The organism is Rhodococcus sp. BH4, assembly GCF_002079265.1.
Classification (GTDB): Bacteria; Actinomycetota; Actinomycetes; order Mycobacteriales; family Mycobacteriaceae; genus Rhodococcus_F; species Rhodococcus_F qingshengii.
This window is the reverse complement of record NZ_CP014941.1, coordinates 2176163-2194902: the sequence shown is the minus strand read 5'-3', so window position 1 is coordinate 2194902 and position 18740 is coordinate 2176163. Positions and strand designations below refer to the sequence as shown.

Annotated in this window: 17 protein-coding genes; 10 read left to right on the top strand and 7 right to left on the bottom strand. The window is 62.3% G+C overall.

Annotation, left to right across the window (positions count from 1 at the left end; genetic code table 11):
• The first annotated feature begins 129 nt into the window (after positions 1-129).
• A complete protein-coding gene (gene def, locus A0W34_RS10155; RefSeq protein WP_228232563.1) occupies positions 130-738 on the top strand; it encodes a peptide deformylase in 609 nt (202 codons plus the stop codon).
• A gap of 2 nt (positions 739-740) precedes the next feature.
• On the opposite strand, the gene iri is transcribed toward def, so the two are convergent.
• The 4 genes from iri to A0W34_RS10135 form a co-directional block, all read right to left on the bottom strand.
• Positions 741-2168: a rifampin monooxygenase Iri gene (gene iri / locus A0W34_RS10150; RefSeq protein ID WP_050654865.1), complete on the bottom strand. Its 1428-nt coding sequence runs from the start codon at positions 2166-2168 to the stop codon at positions 741-743.
• A gap of 121 nt (positions 2169-2289) precedes the next feature.
• On the bottom strand, positions 2290-3672 hold the full coding sequence (locus A0W34_RS10145; protein ID WP_081305327.1) for an MFS transporter: 1383 nt from the start codon (positions 3670-3672) through the stop codon (positions 2290-2292).
• A gap of 30 nt (positions 3673-3702) precedes the next feature.
• The gene (locus A0W34_RS10140; RefSeq protein WP_021332507.1) at positions 3703-4851 is read right to left on the bottom strand and encodes a Gfo/Idh/MocA family protein; all 1149 of its coding nucleotides are present in this window, start codon (positions 4849-4851) and stop codon (positions 3703-3705) included.
• 106 nt (positions 4852-4957) lie between these two features.
• Positions 4958-5695 (bottom strand): GntR family transcriptional regulator, encoded by a 738-nt coding sequence (locus A0W34_RS10135; RefSeq protein ID WP_003941006.1) that lies wholly within the window; start codon positions 5693-5695, stop codon positions 4958-4960.
• 199 nt (positions 5696-5894) lie between these two features.
• Here A0W34_RS10135 and iolC point away from each other — a divergent pair, with 199 nt between their 5' ends.
• From iolC to A0W34_RS10095, 8 genes are read left to right on the top strand one after another with little or no spacing between them, the layout of a single operon-like run.
• On the top strand, positions 5895-6899 hold the full coding sequence (gene iolC, locus A0W34_RS10130) for a 5-dehydro-2-deoxygluconokinase (protein WP_021332505.1): 1005 nt from the start codon (positions 5895-5897) through the stop codon (positions 6897-6899).
• Positions 6892-7791 (top strand): Cgl0159 family (beta/alpha)8-fold protein, encoded by a 900-nt coding sequence (locus A0W34_RS10125; RefSeq protein ID WP_021332504.1) that lies wholly within the window; start codon positions 6892-6894, stop codon positions 7789-7791. Before iolC ends, A0W34_RS10125 begins: the two co-directional genes overlap by 8 nt.
• A 21-nt stretch (positions 7792-7812) precedes the next feature.
• The gene (gene iolB / locus A0W34_RS10120) at positions 7813-8685 is read left to right on the top strand and encodes a 5-deoxy-glucuronate isomerase (RefSeq protein WP_042449658.1); all 873 of its coding nucleotides are present in this window, start codon (positions 7813-7815) and stop codon (positions 8683-8685) included.
• Positions 8686-8699: 14 nt separating this feature from the next.
• On the top strand, positions 8700-10655 hold the full coding sequence (gene iolD, locus A0W34_RS10115) for a 3D-(3,5/4)-trihydroxycyclohexane-1,2-dione acylhydrolase (decyclizing) (RefSeq protein WP_081558784.1): 1956 nt from the start codon (positions 8700-8702) through the stop codon (positions 10653-10655).
• Positions 10656-10707: 52 nt separating this feature from the next.
• Entirely contained in the window at positions 10708-11613 is a 906-nt protein-coding gene (locus A0W34_RS10110; RefSeq protein ID WP_007727370.1) for a sugar phosphate isomerase/epimerase family protein, read from the top strand.
• Positions 11614-11639: 26 nt separating this feature from the next.
• Entirely contained in the window at positions 11640-12680 is a 1041-nt protein-coding gene (locus A0W34_RS10105) for a Gfo/Idh/MocA family protein (protein ID WP_042449660.1), read from the top strand.
• A 2-nt stretch (positions 12681-12682) separates the two neighbouring features.
• Positions 12683-13567: a sugar phosphate isomerase/epimerase family protein gene (locus tag A0W34_RS10100; protein ID WP_081557636.1), complete on the top strand. Its 885-nt coding sequence runs from the start codon at positions 12683-12685 to the stop codon at positions 13565-13567.
• A gap of 24 nt (positions 13568-13591) precedes the next feature.
• Positions 13592-15097 carry a CoA-acylating methylmalonate-semialdehyde dehydrogenase gene (locus tag A0W34_RS10095; RefSeq protein ID WP_003941032.1) on the top strand — a complete coding sequence of 502 codons (1506 nt, stop codon included), beginning with the start codon at positions 13592-13594 and terminating at the stop codon, positions 15095-15097.
• A 62-nt stretch (positions 15098-15159) separates the two neighbouring features.
• On the opposite strand, the gene A0W34_RS10090 is transcribed toward A0W34_RS10095, so the two are convergent.
• Both A0W34_RS10090 and A0W34_RS10085 read right to left on the bottom strand, forming a co-directional pair.
• Positions 15160-15732: a dihydrofolate reductase family protein gene (locus A0W34_RS10090; RefSeq protein ID WP_003940686.1), complete on the bottom strand. Its 573-nt coding sequence runs from the start codon at positions 15730-15732 to the stop codon at positions 15160-15162.
• Between the two features lie 121 nt (positions 15733-15853).
• A complete protein-coding gene (locus tag A0W34_RS10085; protein WP_054188145.1) occupies positions 15854-16252 on the bottom strand; it encodes an Rv0361 family membrane protein in 399 nt (132 codons plus the stop codon).
• Positions 16253-16355: 103 nt separating this feature from the next.
• On the opposite strand from A0W34_RS10085, the gene A0W34_RS10080 reads away from it, so the two are divergent.
• Positions 16356-17666, top strand: a complete 1311-nt coding sequence (locus A0W34_RS10080) for a D-alanyl-D-alanine carboxypeptidase family protein (RefSeq protein WP_030535079.1) — start codon at positions 16356-16358, stop codon at positions 17664-17666.
• On the opposite strand, the gene yhjD is transcribed toward A0W34_RS10080, so the two are convergent.
• The gene (yhjD, locus tag A0W34_RS10075) at positions 17663-18697 is read right to left on the bottom strand and encodes an inner membrane protein YhjD (RefSeq protein ID WP_042449663.1); all 1035 of its coding nucleotides are present in this window, start codon (positions 18695-18697) and stop codon (positions 17663-17665) included. The two genes, A0W34_RS10080 and yhjD, sit on opposite strands and share 4 nt — an antisense overlap.
• Positions 18698-18740 lie beyond the last annotated feature (43 nt).

Genomic DNA, 18740 nt, shown 5'->3' with positions numbered 1-18740 from the left:
GTTGCACCAGATCCAATGTTCAGACAGCGGTCCGCGACGCCCGAGAGTAAATCGGCAATGTACTGCAGTGAGAAACACAACGGTCGAACGCGAACACTCTCGTTGCGTTGGGCAGGAGCAGAGCGGAACATGAACCTCATGCCTGTCTCCGAACTTCTCCGCCTAGGTACCGCGCAACCGATCATTCGCTGGGGCACCCCTGTCCTTCATGCGCCTGCTCGGCCAGTGACTGAATTCGGCAGCGATCTCCAAGATCTGCTGGCAGACATGTTCGCTACCAACACCGCCGCACACGGCGCAGGACTCGCAGCTCAACAGATCGGCGTCGACCTCGCGGTGTTCATCTACGACTGCACCGACGAAGTAGGGACGCAACGCACCGGCGTCGTCTGCAATCCGGTCGTCGACCTTCCTGAAGGAGTCCACCGGCAGCTAGTCGACTACGGCGAAGGCTGTCTGTCCCTTCCCGGTTCATACACTGACCTCGCACGACCCGACTTCTCCACCTGTCGCGGAAACGATCAATACGGCAACTCGATCGAAATCACTGCAGGTGGCACCCTCGGGCGCTGCTTCCAACACGAGACTGACCACATCAACGGCATTGTCTTCGGCGACCGACTTCCAACGCGCAAACGCAAACAGCTCTATCGCGACCACGACGAAGTATCGGACCAATACACAGCCCATTGGCCGGCGTGTCAAGCGACCAGTCGGCTTAGAGGTGGAACCAGATAGCCCTACGCCGTTGGCCGGCCGAACCACATGGACAGCTGAGTATCCAACTCCGCCTGCGAATCCCCGACCCATGCCACATGACCGTCCGGCCGAAGCAGGACAGCCGGAGCGTTCAATTCAGTGCTTGTGTCAACGATGTGGTCGGCGCGATCGCTCCAACCATCGACGGACAGTTGGCCACCCTGGTCGAGAAGAAGTCCGCGGCCGGATCGCATCAGGTCGTACAGGTTGCCGCGCGTCAACGCGATGTTCCGCAGCCTCCGACCGAGTAGGTCGTCACCTTCGCCGAAGTCGTAGCGAATCGAGATCGCAGTGATCTTCTCGGTCAGATAACGCTTGACGTCTTCGAAGTCCATCAACTCGGAGATCAAGCGTCGCACAGCTTGTGGACCGGCTGCGGTGGAGATCAGCTCCGCCTGCGCGCGCGTGTTGTCGAGAACGTCGGCAGCCACCGGACGCCGTTCCGATTCGTACGTGTCGAGCAGGCTCTCCGGCGCCCAACCGTTAATCTCTGCGGCGAGCTTCCAGCCGAGGTTGAAGGCATCTTGGACACCGAGATTGAGGCCTTGTCCGCCCATCGGTGGGTGGATGTGTGCGGCATCGCCGGCGAGGAACACCCGGTCACGCCGGTAGTGCTCCGCCAGACGGGTGGCGTCACCGAAGCGCGAGAGCCACCGCGGTGAGTGCACACCGAAGTCGGTGCCCGCAATGGCCAGTAGCTGTTGCTTGATGTCGTCGAGGGTGGTGGGAACCGCGCGACCGTCGGCAACTTCGGCCGCGGGTACCACGACGCGAAAAGCACCATTGCCGGCGGGACCGACTCCGAATCGTTTGTGCGTTTCCCGGATTTCGGCGACAACGGCGGCCAGTTCATCAGCCGGCATGGTCACGTCCATTTCGCCGATCAACGTGTCGGCGCTCGACGGCTCGCCGGGAAACCCGACGTCGATCAGCTTCCGAACAGTGCTGCGGCCGCCGTCGCAGCCCACGAGATAACGCGCGTGAAGTGTTGTGCCGTCGGACAATTCCGCTGTGACGCTATCGGTATCTTGACGGATCGCGACGACGCGCTTTCCTCGCTGAATGTCCGCACCGACTTCGGTGGCATGTTCGGCAAGAATCCTGTCGATCTCGGGCTGAGGAATGCCCAGTACGTACCCGTGCGCAGTATCGAGGTGCGCCGGTGCCGGTTTGCTGATCCCCGCGAAGAATCCACCGAGCGGATATTTGCGGCCGTGCGCGAGGAACTTGTCCAGCAACCCGCGCTGCTCCATGATTTCGATGCTGCGCACATGGATACCGAGGGCACGGACGAACTGAGTCGGCTCCTCGTCCTTGTCCACGACGACGACATCGACGCCCTGCAGCCGGAGCTCACCTGCCAGCATCAATCCAGTTGGTCCAGCACCGACAATGATGACATCACTCATGCGATCCCCTCCTTCGGGCAAGGCTTTTGCTTGCTCGCAGCAGACGAGTGTGCACCATCACCGGGGCCTTGCCGCAAGCCCCGGGTCCCGCGTTATGATGAAAGTGGCGGAAGACGCTTCATCAGCGCACCAACACCACAGCACCCGTATCGCGTGGGAGCCGCCAACTCTCGATCACCGTCGGCACCAGCATGGCCCCGAGAACACCCAGCGTCAGAGAAAACGGCACTCCGCCGCTCAGATCCTCCGACTCCGCCAACGGTGTACAGAGCGTGATCACCAAAGCGGACAGTGCAATACCCAGACCGGACGCCAACTCTTGCAGCGTTGCATGCAGAGTATTGGCATCGGTCAGCTCACCCGAGTCGACGTCGGCGAACGCCAAGCTGTTGTACGCGGTGAACCCGATGGATCGCAACGCGCCACTGACAAACAGTGCGACAGCGATTACGACGTCCGGTGTCGTCGACGAGATCAGTACCAGCGCACCGAAGCACACCACCGACAGAACTCCGTTTCCCACCAGAACTAGTCTGATCCCGAACCTGCGCATGAGCGGAGTGGTGAGCGGTTTGATCGCGATATTCCCCGCGAACAGAGCCATCACCAGCAGACCGGCCTTGAACGCCGACATTTCGAATCCCACTTGGAACAACAACGGCAGCACAAACGGCACGCCCATGATCACGAGCCGGTACAGCGAGCCGCTCGACGCGACGAGCCGAAACGATCGAAGTCGGAGGACGCCGAGCGCGATGAGCGGATGATCCGACCGGACGAGGTGAATGACGGCCAAGCTCAACAAGATCAGAGCCGCAACGATCCCGAGGCCCACTCGTAGCCAGTCGGTTCCGGCACTGTGCACGTTATCGAGCGCCACGACAAGCACTGCGACGCCTGCTCCGATCACCACCAATCCCAGCCAGTCGAGGCTCCGTTTCTGCGCCTCCCGAATGTCGGGCACCATGCGCAACGCCAGCAGAAACCCGACGATCCCGATCGGAACGTTGATCAGAAAGATCCAGCGCCACGAAGCGATCGACACGATGGCTCCACCCACAGCGGGCGCAAGAACCGGCGCTGTGAGCGCCGGCCACGTCAAGTAGGCGATAGCCCGTACGAGTTCCGCCTTCGACGTCACCCGCAATACTGCGAGCCGCCCCACCGGCACCATCATGGCGCCGCCTACCCCTTGTAAAGCACGCATTCCCACCAGCATCGGGAGGGAGGTGCTCAGTGCACATCCCACCGACGCCACCGTGAAAACGGCTATGGCAGAGATGAAGACACGTCGCGTTCCGAATCTGTCGGCCATCCATCCGCTCGCCGGGATCAGGACGGCCAACACCAGGAGGTACGAAGAAACGGCGACATTGACGTCGACGGCATCAACTCCGAAAGATTGGGCGATCGACGGCAGTGCCGTTGCGAGAATCGTCGCGTCCAGCATCTCCATGAACAGCGCTGCTGCCACGAGCAGCGCCAGTCCGCGGGGAAATGTCACTGCACCAGAGCCTTTCGGAGGAGCTGTCGATCAGCCGAGAGAAATCCAGCTGCCGGAGGTCACCGAGGCGACCATCGCGTCCAGAGCCTGTGCGGACGCGACTGCATCAGCGATGGTCGCGCCCTGCGGCGCTCCGTCCACGATCGAGGCGATGAAATTGCGAGCCTCGATCACTTTCAGGTCGTCGTAGCCCATCGCGTTGGCCGCGCCAGGCTGGAAGCGGCCGAACTCACCGGACTCGGGGCCGACCAGAACCGTCGTGACGGATTGGTCCTGGTACTTCGAGCCGAGGCTGGTGCCCAGTTCACCCATCCGGCGGTAGTCCCAGAACACGGCACCTTTCGTGCCGTGAATCTCGAATCCGTAATTGTTCTGCTCTCCCACGGCGACGCGGCATGCTTCGAGGGTGCACCGGCCACCCGACCCGAGGCGCAGCAGTGCGCTGACGAAGTCTTCGTTCTCGACAGCCCCCATCTCCCCACCGCTGGCCCGCGCATGTCCACTGGTAGCGGCGGACGGACGCGCACGCTCCGGGATGAAGATCGCAGTATCCGCAACGAGAGCGTCGACGTCACCGAGAAGATGACGAATCAGATCGATGCCGTGCGAAGCCAAGTCGCCCAGGACGCCGGCGCCGCCGCGCTCCCGCTCGTATCGCCAACTCAAAGCACCTTCAGGGTGGGCCGCATAGTCGCTGAGGAAACGAAAACGCGAGTGCGTGATCGTGCCCAACTCCCCTGAGTCGATCAGGCTCTTTGCCAGGGCCACAGCCGGCGCGTTTCGGTAGTTGAAGCCGACGGTCGACTGCACACCGGCCTTCGAGACTGCTACGGCAACAGCTTTGGCGTCTTCCGTGGACAAGCCGACGGGCTTCTCGATCCAGATGTGTTTGCCGGCCTCTGCCATTGCGACGCCGATTTCACGGTGCAAGAAGTTCGGGGCCGTGATGCTCACCGCGTCGATGGCCGGATCGGCTGCGATATCGCGCCAATCCTGGGTGAAAGCTTCGAAACCGAACTGGTCCGCTGCTTCCTCCCCTCTGCCAGGCACCTCGTCGGCGACGGCGGCCAGGCGGATCACGGGAAGCTGCGGATAGTGCTGCCGCAGACGCAGATACGCCTGCGTGTGGACGCGGCCCATCCATCCGAATCCGGCAACTGCTACTGAAATGCCTGTCATGAGGCTCCGTTCGGGTCAAATGATCGAAGGATCGCAGAAATGCTGGGATCACAAATCACCCCCACTGACTCGGTCAGGCGGGTACTCGTGTCACCGGGATCGAGATCTAGCGGTCGACCACGGTGGTGTCGAAGTAGTAACGCGACGCTCGGTAGCAGTGGCTGCCGTACTCGACGGCGCTACCTGAATCGTCAAATGCAGTGCGGCTCATGGTCAAGAGGGCAGCACCCACTTTCTCGTCGAGCAATCCTGCTTCTTCGCGAGTCGCCGCCCGAGCGCCGATTCGCTGCCGCGCGACACGGATGTGAACGCCGCGAGTTCGCAAGGTTTGGTACAGCCCCTGCGTCTCCAACTCCTCGGGATCGGGTGCGATGTCCACCGGAATGTAATTGGTCATCACTGCAAGCGGTTCGCCGTTGGTGCTTCGCAGACGCCTGATGGTGGCCACTTCTGCGTCAGGTTCGAGGTTGAGTTCCGCGGCAACGTCCTCGGCGGGAACTCCCACCGTGAACTCGAGCAGCTTGGTCGTCGGCGCCTGGCCGGCCCTCGCAAGGTCGTCGAACAGGCTGGTGAGCTCGACCGGGCGGTGCACCGGACTTTGCACCACCTGAGTTCCGACTCCCCGCTTACGAACAAGTAGTCCCTTGTCCACCAGTTCCTGGATCGCGCGTCGAGTGGTCGGACGTGAGAGATTGAGCCGTTTGGCCAACGCCAGTTCATTCTCGAAGCGATCACCTGGGGCAAGTTCGCCACCGAGAATAGCGCCCTCGATTGCCTGTGCCAGCTGAAAATACAGCGGCACCGGGCTCGAGCGGTCCAACTCGACGGCGAGTGCTGCGACCACGGCCAACTCCGATCTGTCTTGGGAAGGCGCCGTATCGACGCTACTTCTCTCGGCAGTGTATGCGAACACTAACATTCACTTGACCGCAAGTCATAATGTCCAGACAAACTATTGACAATCGCTGTGTCGCGGCGCACAGTTTCAGTCATACATCGGTGCCCTGCGTGGGCAACCCACCACGAACTCTCGGGAGTCAGTTTTGACAAGCATCAACACTCACCAGAGCGGGTCACACATCCCTGACACACCCTTCGACGTGCTTGCCATCGGCCGATCGGGTGTGGACATCTACCCACTTCAGACCGGTGTCGGACTCGAGGACGTCGAGACGTTCGGCAAGTTCCTCGGCGGCAGCGCAGCCAATGTCTCGGTGGCGGCCGCGCGCCTCGGCCGGCGAGCAGCACTGATCTCCGGCGTAGGCAGCGATCCTTTCGGGAAGTTCGTCACACGCGAGTTGGCACGTCTGGGCGTCGACAACAGGTTTGTCGTCACCAATTCCGAGTACCCGACACCGGTGACGTTCTGCGAGATCTTCCCTCCTGACGACTTTCCGCTGTACTTCTACCGCAAGCCGCATGCGCCCGATCTTCGGATCACCCCGGAAGACATCGACCTCGACGCCGTTCGAACGGCGTCCCTCTACTGGTCGACTGTGACGGGGCTGTCCGAAGAACCGAGTCGCAGTGCACACTTCGCGGCCTGGGAAGCCCGCGAACGACGCCCGCTGACGGTTCTGGATCTGGACTACCGTCCGATGTTCTGGTCGACGCCCCAGGAAGCAACCAATCAGGTGCAGCGCGCTCTGGCGCACGTGACTGTGGCCGTGGGAAACCGTGAAGAGTGCGAGATCGCGGTCGGTGAGACCAACCCGAACAAGGCGGCCGACGCACTTCTCGACCTCGGCGTCGAACTGGCCATCGTGAAGCAGGGCCCGAAGGGCGTTCTCGGAAAAACGCGAAAGCAGTCGATCACCGTGCCGCCCAACGCCGTCGACGTGGTCAACGGGCTGGGAGCAGGCGACAGCTTCGGCGGATCACTGTGCCACGGACTGTTGGCCGGGTGGCCGCTGGAGAAGGTACTGCGGTACGCCAACGCGGCCGGCGCGATAGTCGCATCTCGGCTCGAATGCTCCACTGCGATGCCGACCGCCGAAGAAGTCCACGATCTCGCCGAAGCCACAGCCACGGAGGCAGTCAATGTCTGACAAGCTCGCCGCCCGCCCCCTCGCCACCACCTACGCCGAAGTGACGGAACTGCGTGCGAGCGATCCGCAGATCATCGAAAAGGCCTGGGCAGCGCGAACTCCTCGCGCCACTGTTCGAGGCAATGGCCGGCTCATGATCGTCGCGGCCGATCATCCGGCGCGTGGGGCGCTGTCTGTCGGCGGCAAGCCGACAGCGATGAACAGTCGTACCGATCTGCTGGACCGGTTGCGCACTGCTCTCGACAATCCTGGAGTCGACGGCGTTCTCGGTACTGCGGACATTCTCGACGATCTGCTCCTCCTCGGCGCCCTCGACGACAAGGTCGTCTTCTCGTCGATGAACCGCGGCGGCCTGGCAGGCGCGAGCTTCGAACTCGACGACCGCATGACGGGATACACCGCGGCGGGCACCGCGAAGTTCGGAATGAACGGCGGAAAGATGCTGCTACGCATCGCACTCGACGACGCGGGCACACTGCCCACCATGACGGCATGTGCCGAAGCCGTGGACGAACTGGCCGCGGCCGGACTGATCGCGATGCTCGAGCCGTTTCTCTCCAGCCGCGTGAACGGCAAGGTCGTCAACGATCTCAGCCCCGACGCCGTCATCAAATCCATCCACATCTCCCAAGGTCTCGGCTCCACCTCGGCGTACACGTGGATGAAACTGCCGGTCGTCGACGAGATGGAACGCGTCATGGATGCGACCACCCTCCCGACGCTCCTGTTGGGCGGCGATCCGCAGATCGCGCCGGAAGAAACGTACGCAAAGTGGGACGCTGCACTTCAGCTGCCGTCCGTGCGCGGACTGATCGTCGGACGCGCGCTGCTATACCCACCCGACGGCGACGTGACCGCGGCCGTCGACACCGCAGTCAAGCTCGTCCACTAGAACCGACCTGGCAGGAGCAAGATGTTCAGCAAGTACTACGTCCCCGCCGGATCGTCCGCCGACGGTGATTTCACGACAGTGGTCACGCCGGAGTCTGCCGGGTGGACCGAATCCAGCTTGTGGATACTCGAACTCGCCCCGGGTGCGAACGTCCACCTGCGGTCCGGCGAGAACGAAATCATCGTCGTTCCACTTGCGGGTTCGGCCGTGGTTGTTGCCGAGGGGACGGAGATTCCCCTCACTGGCCGCGCATCGGTTTTCGACGGCCCGAGCGATTTCGCGTACGTAGGACGCGACGCCGACTACTCGGTCAGCAGCGCTGACGGGGGCCGCTTCGCTCTGTGCGGAGCGCGCGCCGGCGCAAAGCTCCCCCATCGCTACGGTCCGGCTTCAGGAGTTGCGGTCGAGCTCCGCGGTGCCGGGAACTGCAGCCGACAGGTTCACAACTTCGCCACCGCAGACACTTTCGAGGCCGACTCCATCATCGCGTGTGAGGTCATCACCCCCGGCGGGAACTGGTCGTCGTATCCCAGCCACAAACACGACGAGAACAGCGACGTCGAATCGGCCCTGGAAGAGATCTACTACTTCGAGATCGACAGAAGCCCCACCGGGACCGAAGGTTTCGGCTACCACCGCGTGTACGGAACCGCCGAGAGACCTATCGAGGTGCTCGAGGAAGTCCGCTCGGGCGACGTCGTCCTCGTGCCGCACGGCTATCACGGCCCGTCCATCGCAGCGCCGGGCCACCACATGTACTACCTCAATGTCATGGCAGGTTCGGGCGAGATCCGGGCGTGGAACATCTGTGACGATCCGCAACACACCTGGCTACGTGGAAGCTGGGATCACCAGGACATCGACCCTCGACTGCCGTTGCAGTCCCACAACTGACGGAAGTGAAAGCTGTGGCACCCACCAACAACGCAACCGGCAATCGTCCACCTCGCGACGAGCCGACCGTATACCTCACTGTTTCTCAAGCTGTCGTCCGCTTCCTCGCCAACCAGTACACCGAACGCGACGGCCAGCGCACCAAGCTGTTCGCCGGCTGCTTCGGAATCTTCGGGCACGGCAACGTCGCCGGACTGGGACAGGCACTCTTGCAGGCCGAGATCCAGGATCTCGACGCCGGCCGTGAGCCGACACTCCCCTACGTGCTCGGCCGCAATGAACAGGCGATGGTGCACTCGGCTGTCGCGCACGCCCGCATGAAGGACCGCCTGCAGACGTGGGCAGTCTCGTCCAGCGTCGGCCCCGGTGCCACCAATATGATCACCGGCGCGGCACTGGCCACCATCAACCGTCTACCTGTATTACTCCTTCCCGCAGACACTTTCGCGACCCGCGCCAGTGCCCCCGTCTTGCAGGAACTCGAACTCCCGTCGAGCGGCGACGTCACAGTCAACGACGCTTTCAAACCGGTCTCACGATACTTCGATCGGGTATGGCGCCCGGAGCAGTTGCCGAGCGCTCTGCTCGCCGGGATGCGCGTTCTCACTGATCCCGTCGAGACCGGCGCGGTCACCATCGCCATCCCGCAGGACGTGCAGGCCGAGGCTTTCGACTGGCCCGAGTCCTTCTTCGCCGAGCGAGTCTGGCACGTGGCCCGCCCGCTCCCCGAACGATCGGTGATCGAACGCGCCGCCGCGATCATCCGCTCGGCTCGCAAGCCACTGATCGTGGCCGGCGGCGGCGTGATCTACAGCCAGGCCAGCGACTCTCTATCAGCGTTCTGTGCGCAAACCGGAATCCCCGTGGGGCAGAGCCAGGCGGGGAAGGGTTCATTGGTCTTCGACCATCCACAATCCGTCGGGGCGGTGGGGTCCACCGGCACTACGGCTGCAAACGCACTGGCCACCGAGGCTGACGTCGTCATCGGAATCGGCACGCGGTACAGCGATTTCACGAGCGCGTCCCGCACCGCGTTCACCAATCCCGACGTTCGCTTCGTCAACATCAACGTCGCATCACTGGACTCCGTGAAGCAGGGCGGAGTCAGCGTTGTCGCCGACGCACGTGAGGCACTCGACGCGCTGGCACTTGCACTGAACGACTACCGGGTGGACGACGAATACGCGTCCAGGATCGGTGACCTCGCTCGCGATTGGGATGCGATCGTCGAATCCGTCTACAACCCAGCTGAACCCGCTGCCGACGGGTCACTGAATCAGAATCAGGTGATCGGCCTGGTCAACACACTGTCCGATCCACGTGACGTCGTGGTGTGCGCTGCCGGGTCCATGCCGGGTGACCTCCACAAGCTGTGGCGAACCCGTGATTCCAAGGGGTATCACGTCGAATACGGGTACTCGTGCATGGGATACGAAGTTGCCGGCGGTCTAGGCGTCCGCATGGCGTGCCCCGATCGCGACGTGTTCGTGATGGTCGGAGACGGTTCCTATCTGATGATGGCCACCGAATTGGTCACCGCCGTACAGGAACGCCTCAAGGTCATCGTCGTCCTGGTGCAGAATCACGGATTTGCCTCCATCGGTTCACTGTCCGAGTCGCTGGGTTCCCAGCGCTTCGGCACGCAGTACCGCTACCGCTCGAATGACGGACGTCTCGACGGAGGGGTTCTCCCGGTCGATCTGGCCGCGAACGCTGCCAGCCTCGGTGTCGACGTCATCCGCGCCAACACCGCTGCCGAGTTCGCCGACGCGATCAAGGTTGCCAAAGCAAGCGACACCAGCACCGTCATCCACGTCGAAACCGATCCGCTGATCGGCGCCCCGGACAGCGAATCCTGGTGGGATGTACCGGTATCGGCCACCTCCGAACTGGAGTCCACCAAGAAGGCACGGACAACTTACGAGTCCTGGAAGAAGATCCAGCGACCGTACCTCCGTCCATCCGAATGAAAATTCCGCACAACCACACCCCATAAAGCTTGCCCGCGAAAGGAATCTAGACATGAGCGCGATTCGCGTCGGATCAGCCCCCGACTCCTGGGGCGTGTGGTTTCCGGACGATCCACAGCAGACCCCTTACACACGATTCCTCGACGAGGTATCCGCGTCGGGATACGAATGGATCGAACTCGGCCCGTTCGGATACCTTCCGACCGATCCAGCCAAGTTGACGGACGAACTTGGAGCACGCGGCCTGAAGCTTTCGGCCGGTACCGTTTTCGAACACCTGCACCAGGACGATTCCTGGGATGCCGTCTGGAATCAGATCAAGGACGTCGCCAAGTTGACCGCAGCCGTCGGCGGCAAGCACGTGGTGGTCATCCCTGAGATGTGGCGCGACCCTTCCACCGGAGCGGTACTCGAAGACCGCAATCTGACGCCCGAGCAGTGGCGTAAGAAAACCGACGGCATGAACGCTCTCGGGAAGGCAATGCTCGAGGAGTACGGCGTCATGGCGCAGTACCATCCTCATGCCGACAGTCACGTCGACATCGAAGACAACGTCTACAAGTTCCTCGAAGGGACCGACGAGCGTTTCGTGAATCTGTGTCTCGACACCGGCCACATCAGCTACTGCGGCGGCGACAATCTCGCAATTATCAACAAACATCCGGAGCGCATCGGGTACCTACACCTCAAACAGGTGGATCCGGCGATAGTCGCCAAGGTTGAGGCGGAGGACCTGCCGTTCGGTGAGGCCGTCAAACTCGGTGCCATGATCGAACCGCCGCGCGGAATCCCCGACATGCCGCCGCTTCTGGAGGCCATCGAGAAGCTCGGCATCGACGTGTTCGCGATCGTCGAGCAGGACATGTATCCCTGCCATCCCGACACACCGCTGCCCATCGCAGCGCGCACTCAGAAATACCTGTCCACCTGTGGCGTCCCCGCCGTCCGTTTCAACTGAGCAACACAATCGAGGAGTACCACCGCATGTCTGACAACCAGGATCTCCGGATCGCAGTGCTCGGCGTCGGCATCATGGGGGCCGATCACGTCGACCGCATCACCAACAAAATCGGCGGTGCCCGCGTCACCGTCGTCAACGACTACTCTCTCGCCCGCGCCGAGGAAATCGCAGCACTGACGCCAGGGGCGCGCGTCGTCGTCGATCCGTTCGATGCCATCGCAGCCGAGGACGTCGACGCCGTTGTTCTCGCAACCCCGGGCCCGACCCATGAGAAGCAGGTTCTTGCCTGCCTCGAAGCGGGCAAGCCTGTTCTCTGCGAAAAGCCGCTGACCACCGACGCGGACAGTTCGCTCACGATCGTCAAAGCCGAAGCAGCGCTGGGAAAAAGACTGATCCAGGTTGGTTTCATGCGCCGGTTCGACCACGAATACACCCAGCTCAAGGATTTGATCGACAGCGGCGATCTCGGTCGCCCTCTCGTTGTGCACTGCGCGCACCGCAATCCTGCGGTTCCGAACGGCTTCGACAGCGCGATGATCGTCAAGGACTCACTCGTCCATGAGGTCGACGTGACACGATTCCTGCTCGACGAAGAGATCACCTCGGTGCAGATCATCCGACCGGCCGCGAATTCGTTTGCTCCCGAGGGCATTCAAGACCCACAGATCGCGATATTCGAGACCGAGTCCGGTAGACACGTCGACGCCGAGGTGTTTGTCACCACCGGAGTTGCCTACGAGGTGCGCACCGAAGTTGTCGGCGAACTCGGAAGCGCGATGATCGGACTCGACGTGGGACTGATCCGAAAGACCAAGCCCGGCAACTGGGGTGGGCAGATCACCCCAGGATTCCGCGAACGCTTCGGGCAGGCCTACGACACCGAGTTCGCCCGGTGGATCAAGGCAGTGAAGACGGGCGCCGGCACCGGCAACTACATCGACGGACCAGGTGCCTGGGACGGGTACGCCGCGGCCGCTGTCTGCGCCGCCGGTGTGAAGTCTCTGGAGACGGGTCAGCGCGTCGTCGTGGACATGGTTGCGCGCGACTCTGTGGCCGGAGCTTAGCGATGAAGGTCGCACTCGACCCCACACCTTTCCATCACGATTACTCACTACTCGAGCTACCTCAGGTTGTTGCCGATCTCGGGTACGAGTACCTGCAGCTCACACCGCACGTCGACATGATCCCGTTCTTCAATCACCCGAAAGCCGACGACGCGCTCGTCGCCGAGTTCCGGAAGGCCTGCGCGAGTGCGGGAGTCGGCATCGCGTCGGTGCTCCCGGTCCTTCGGTGGTCCGGCCCGGACGAGGACGCTCGCGAAGCAGCAGTGCGCTACTGGAAGCGGGCCATCCAGATCACGGTCGATCTCGGTGTCAACGTCATGAACACCGAATTCTCCGGCCGCCCCGAAAAGGCCGAAGAGTCCGAGCGTGCGTTCTATCGTTCGATGGAGGAACTGGTTCCGATCATCGAACGCGAGGGAATCGACGTCCTGATCGACCCCCACCCGGACGATTTTGTCGAAGACGGACTAGCCGCGATCCGCACGATCCGTGGTGTGAACTCCAAGAACCTCGGCATGGTGATCGTGGCGTGCCACCAATTCCACATGGGTGGGGACCTTCCCGCCATCATGGAGGCCGCCGGCGACATGGTCCGACTCGTTCACGTGGCGGACACCATGGATCATCACCGTTCCCACGGACTGCGCTACATCACCAACCCGCCAGGCAATGCCGTTCGAGTGCATCAGCATCTCAAAATCGGTGACGGAGACGTCAACTGGGACGAATTCTTCGGCGGTCTCGGCAAACTCGGCTTCTACGAACGTGAGAACACCGTGATGGTGTCGAGCGTCTTCGCCGAGAACGAAAACGCGCACGAGGTTTCCCGGTACCAGCGCGAGACGATGAACGACTACGTCGCCAAGTACACCTCCCCGAACTCCTGAGTCACCAGACCACTAGGAAATACCATGACCAGCACTGATACTCGTGTCATCGCGCACTGGTTGGACGGCAAGCCGTTCGCCGGAACGTCCGAGGACACCGCCACCGTCACCAACCCCGCCACCGGACAGATCACCGGCCGACTGGCCCTGGCGAACCTCGAGGACGCCCGCGCTGTCATCGACGCGGCTGCGGCGGCCTTCCCCGCCTGGCGTGACACCTCACTGGCCCGGCGCACACAGGTACTGTTCAGCTTCCGCGAACTCCTCAATGCTCGCAAAGGTGAACTCGCCGAGATCATCACAGCCGAGCACGGCAAGGTTCTCTCCGACGCCCTCGGCGAAATCAGCCGCGGGCAGGAAGTAGTCGAATTCGCCTGCGGAATACCGCATCTCCTCAAGGGCGGATACACCGAGAATGCATCGACCAAGGTCGACGTCTACTCCATCCGCCAACCCCTCGGCCCCGTAGGCATCATCTCCCCCTTCAACTTTCCCGCGATGGTCCCGATGTGGTTCTTCCCGGTCGCCATTGCCGCCGGGAACACCGTGATTCTCAAGCCCTCGGAGAAGGACCCCACCGCCGCGATCTGGCTCGCCGAACTCTGGGCCGAAGCCGGTCTGCCTCCTGGTGTCTTCAACGTCCTCCAAGGTGACAAGCTCGCCGTCGACGAACTCCTGGAAAACAAAGCAGTCAAAGCGATTTCGTTTGTCGGATCCACCCCCATCGCCCAATACGTCTATGCCACCGGCACCGCCAACGGCAAACGCGTGCAAGCACTCGGCGGCGCCAAGAACCACGCCATCGTTCTGCCGGACGCCGACCTCGACCTCGCCGCCGACGCAATGGTCAACGCGGGATTCGGCTCCGCGGGTGAACGATGCATGGCGATCTCCGCTCTGGTCGCAGTCGGCGACATCGCCGACGAACTGGTTGCCAAGATCGTCGAACGCACCACTCCCCTCGTCACCGGTGACGGCACCAAGAACTCCGACATGGGTCCGCTCGTCACCAAGGCCCATCGCGACAAGGTCGCGTCCTATGTCGATGCCGGCGAGAAGGACGGTGCCACGATCGTGGTCGACGGACGCACAGTTCAGGCCGATGGTGGACCGGACGGCTTCTGGCTCGGGCCCACCCTCATCGACCACGTCACCACCGACATGTCGATCTACACCGACGAAATCTTCGGACCTGTCCTGTCCGTCGTGCGTGTCGATACCTACGACCAAGCCCTCGAACTGATCAACAACAACCCGTACGGAAACGGCACCGCCATCTTCACCAACGACGGCGGCGCTGCCCGACGCTTCCAGAACGAGGTGGAGGTCGGAATGATCGGTATCAACGTCCCCATCCCGGTTCCCATGGCCTACTACAGCTTCGGCGGCTGGAAGAACAGCCTCTTCGGTGACACCCACGCTCACGGGACAGAAGGTGTTCATTTCTTCACGCGAGGTAAAGCCGTCACCAGTCGCTGGCTCGACCCCAGCCACGGCGGAATCAACCTCGGCTTCCCCGAGAACAGTTAGCCGGCAAGACATCTGTGGCCGAGACTCTCGAAGAGTCTCGGCCACAGATGTTTTCGAGAGGTCTACGTGACCGTGGGGTGGTACGTCAGTACTTGAACTCCGGATTCGTACCGACGATCGTCCTTCAACTCGAGGACGATCTTGTCGGCCGATTCGGGGAACACTCTCCCGCCGGACCCGAGAATGACCGGGAAGACCATCAGGCGCAACTCGTCGACCAGACCGGCCAGCAACAACGCGTGGACGAGCGTCCGACTTCCCGCGACCAGGATCTCGCCGTCGATCTGCTCCTTGAGCTTCGGGACAGATTCCTCGATGGGACCGTCGAGCGCCGTCGAGTTGTTCCATTCGAGCGGTTCGGTCGAACTCGTGACGACGTACTTGGGCATCTCGTTCATCTTGTCCGCAAAGCCTTGGTCGTCCTCGCGCTCAGGCCAGGCACCGGCGAAGCTCTCGTAGGTCCGCCGCCCGAGCAGAAGGACGTCCGCGGCGAGGGTTTCGTCGAGTTTGAACTTCATCTGATCGCCCTCCTGGTACGGAAAGACCCATCCAGTGTGCGCATAACCCGGTTCGCCACCGGGAGCTTCCATCACCATGTCCAAGGACACGAATTCTGTCACCACGATCTTGCCCATACCGATCCCCTGTCGTCAGTGCGTGTGCGCCATTCGAGTAGCCGACTACCCCACTGTTACAGACTCTGCGTGGTGGTGGAACTCATCGGCGGCGATCTCCGATTGTCACCACATAAAGACGTCAGCACACAACCCAGGCACCGTTCTCCTTGATCAACGTGATGTCTTCGCGCATCATCTCGGACGGATCCTCGGTGCTGTAATGGCGGGTGTTGGCTGTCGCCGAATCCCCGTTCACGACGATGTTCTCCACTCCGTCCAGCCTCAGACTGGCAAGTGCGTCGTCGAACGGCGACTCTTCGACTCGCGGACTCTCGCTGCGCATCGAACTGCATTGAGTGCTGTCCACTGCCTCCCAGTCCCTTTCGGCCATGAATTCGAAACTCTGACCGACGACCGCAGAGATTTGGCTCTCGGCCGACGGATCCGAATCGCCGGAACATCCGACGACAGCGGTCAATGCTCCAACGAGCGTCATTGCCGCGAGCGTCTGGCGTCCACGCGTGCCTGCGAAGTTCATCCATCCACTATGACCGATGTACAAACCGAATCGCCTGTTTTCGATCCCTCTGCTTGCGTGGCGATTCGGACGTTCCCTCACGTTCGCATACCCTCGTATATCGATGATGTGGCGTCGAAAGTGTGCAGTGGCAGTTGCCGGAACAGTGCTCTCAGGGAGCATTGCGTTTACCGGTGTCGTCGGGACCTCGGGAGTGGCCGGCGCCCAACCGGCCCCGCCGCCGCCCACCACCACCGAAGCGCCGTTCACAACACCCAACACCGACAGCTGCCCTTTCACGAGTAGCCCGGCACCGGCGATCGATCTCTCCGAAGCACCCGCGCCCGGATCTACGGCCCCGACTGCTGTCCCGATTCCGGAAAGCCCTGTCGGTGGAGACAAGCTCGGCGAGTGCGGTGTTGTACTCCCTGACGGCGCTCCCCCGCTCCCGGCGGATATCGCGGCATCCGGATGGGTACTCGCGGACGCCGAAACCGGTGAGGTCCTCGCCGCGAAAGATCCGCACGGTCGCTACAGACCGGCCAGCACCATCAAGATGCTCTTGGCTCTTGTCGCGCTCGACGAACTCGATCTCGACACCGAAATCACCGCAACGGCCGAAGACGCGGACGCTGAAGGTAGCGCCGTCGGCATCGGCAAGGGCGGCAAGTACACCAACCGGCAACTGATGCAGGGCCTGGTCATGGCATCGGGAAATGATGCCGCGCACGCTCTTGCCCGCCAACTCGGCGGTGACGCTGCAGCCGTGTCGAAAATGAACGCGCTCGCGGCCGAACTCGGCGCCCTCGACACCCGCACGGCAACTCCATCCGGACTCGACGGCCCGGGGATGAGCAGCTCGCCGTACGACCTGGCCGTGATTTTCCATACCGCCCTGCAGAATCCGACGTTTGCCGGTCTGATCCATACCGAGACCGTCGAATTTCCCGGCTTCCCCAAGGATCCGACGATTCCCGACGATCAGGACCGCCCCGGATTCACTCTCGCCAACGACAATCAGCTGCTCTACAACTACGACGGTGCGCTGGGCGGCAAGACCGGCTTCACCGACGACGCCCGCCACACGTATGTGGGTGGCGCGGAGCGTAACGGCCGGAAACTACTGGTGACATTGATGGGCGGCGAAGCCAAGCCGATCCGTCCGTGGGAACAAGCTGCCCGTCTACTCGACTACGGATATGCACTCCCCGCGAGCACAACCGTCGGCTCGTTGACGGACCGATCCACCGACGATGCCTCGCCCGATGTCACTCGCACACCGTCTGCCGCTGCACCAGGCTCGATCTCGGCTGCACCCACCGCTACCGACGCCGAATCCGACACCACTGACCGCATCCTCATCGGTGCTGTCGGTGGAGTAGTGGTGATCGCGCTGGTGGCGGGAGCCGTTGCCCTCAACCGTCGGAGGCGCTAGCGCGGCCGACGACGCATGAAGCCCGAAAGACCCAGGCCGGCAACCGCACCCGTGGCGATCAGCGCAGCCACGCGAGACGGTGAAGCACCGTCACTGACAACGATTCGCGGCGAGATCACTGCGGGATCCGGCGGCGGAACGAACGCCAGGGCCATACTTTCCTTGGTCGTCGCCGCCCACGCCGTGCAGAACAGCAGCATCCGTGACGCCGTGAACACGAACACGAGCAAACCGATGATCGGACCGAATGCCACGCCCGCTGGTCCGTTGGTGACGGCAGCGAGGTAGATCGCACCCACCTGCTTGAAGATCTCGAACACAATCGCGGCGATAACCGCTGCCTGCGCAGCGCTACGCAGCGTGACAGGCTCGCGCGGCAGCCGGGCGATCACCCACAGGAACACCGCCCACGTCGCCAGGAGTGAGAGCAACAGTGAAGCAACTCTGAGCCCCACGCCGACACCGGTGATGTTCTCGAGGTTGAGCCATTTCACGATCTGAGTCGCAACCGGCCCACTGCTCAGCGCCGACATTCCCAGTGAGACGACCATGGCGAGAGCCAGACCGACGAGGGCCCCTGCGTCACCAAGTTTGGTACGTACGAAACCCTTCGGCTCGCGCTTGCTCTCCCACATCGCCGTCAGCGCGTCTCGAACGTTTGCCATCCAACCGAGACCCGCGTACGCAGCACCCAGGAGGCCGAAGATTCCGACGCTCGCGCGCGAGTCGATGGCCGAATCGATCAGCGTGTTGATGGTGTCACCCAAGCTGCCCGGAATGCTCTTGGTGATCTGCTCCTGAATCGACTCCAGGTACTCGGGATGCCCGGCCAATACGAAACCGGCCACTGCAAACGCGACCATCATGATCGGAATCAACGCGAGAACGCTGAAGTACGTGATACCAGCAGCGTAATAGTCGCCTTTTTGCTCTTGAAACCGTCCGGCCGCGCGAACCAGATGATCGAGCCAGGGTCGCGCTGCCCTTTGCTTCTCGAGGAAGCTCGGTGCGTCGTCGTCCGTGTCAGCCATTGCCGTCCCCCTCATGTTCGGTCAGGCGTCGTGAGTCCGAATT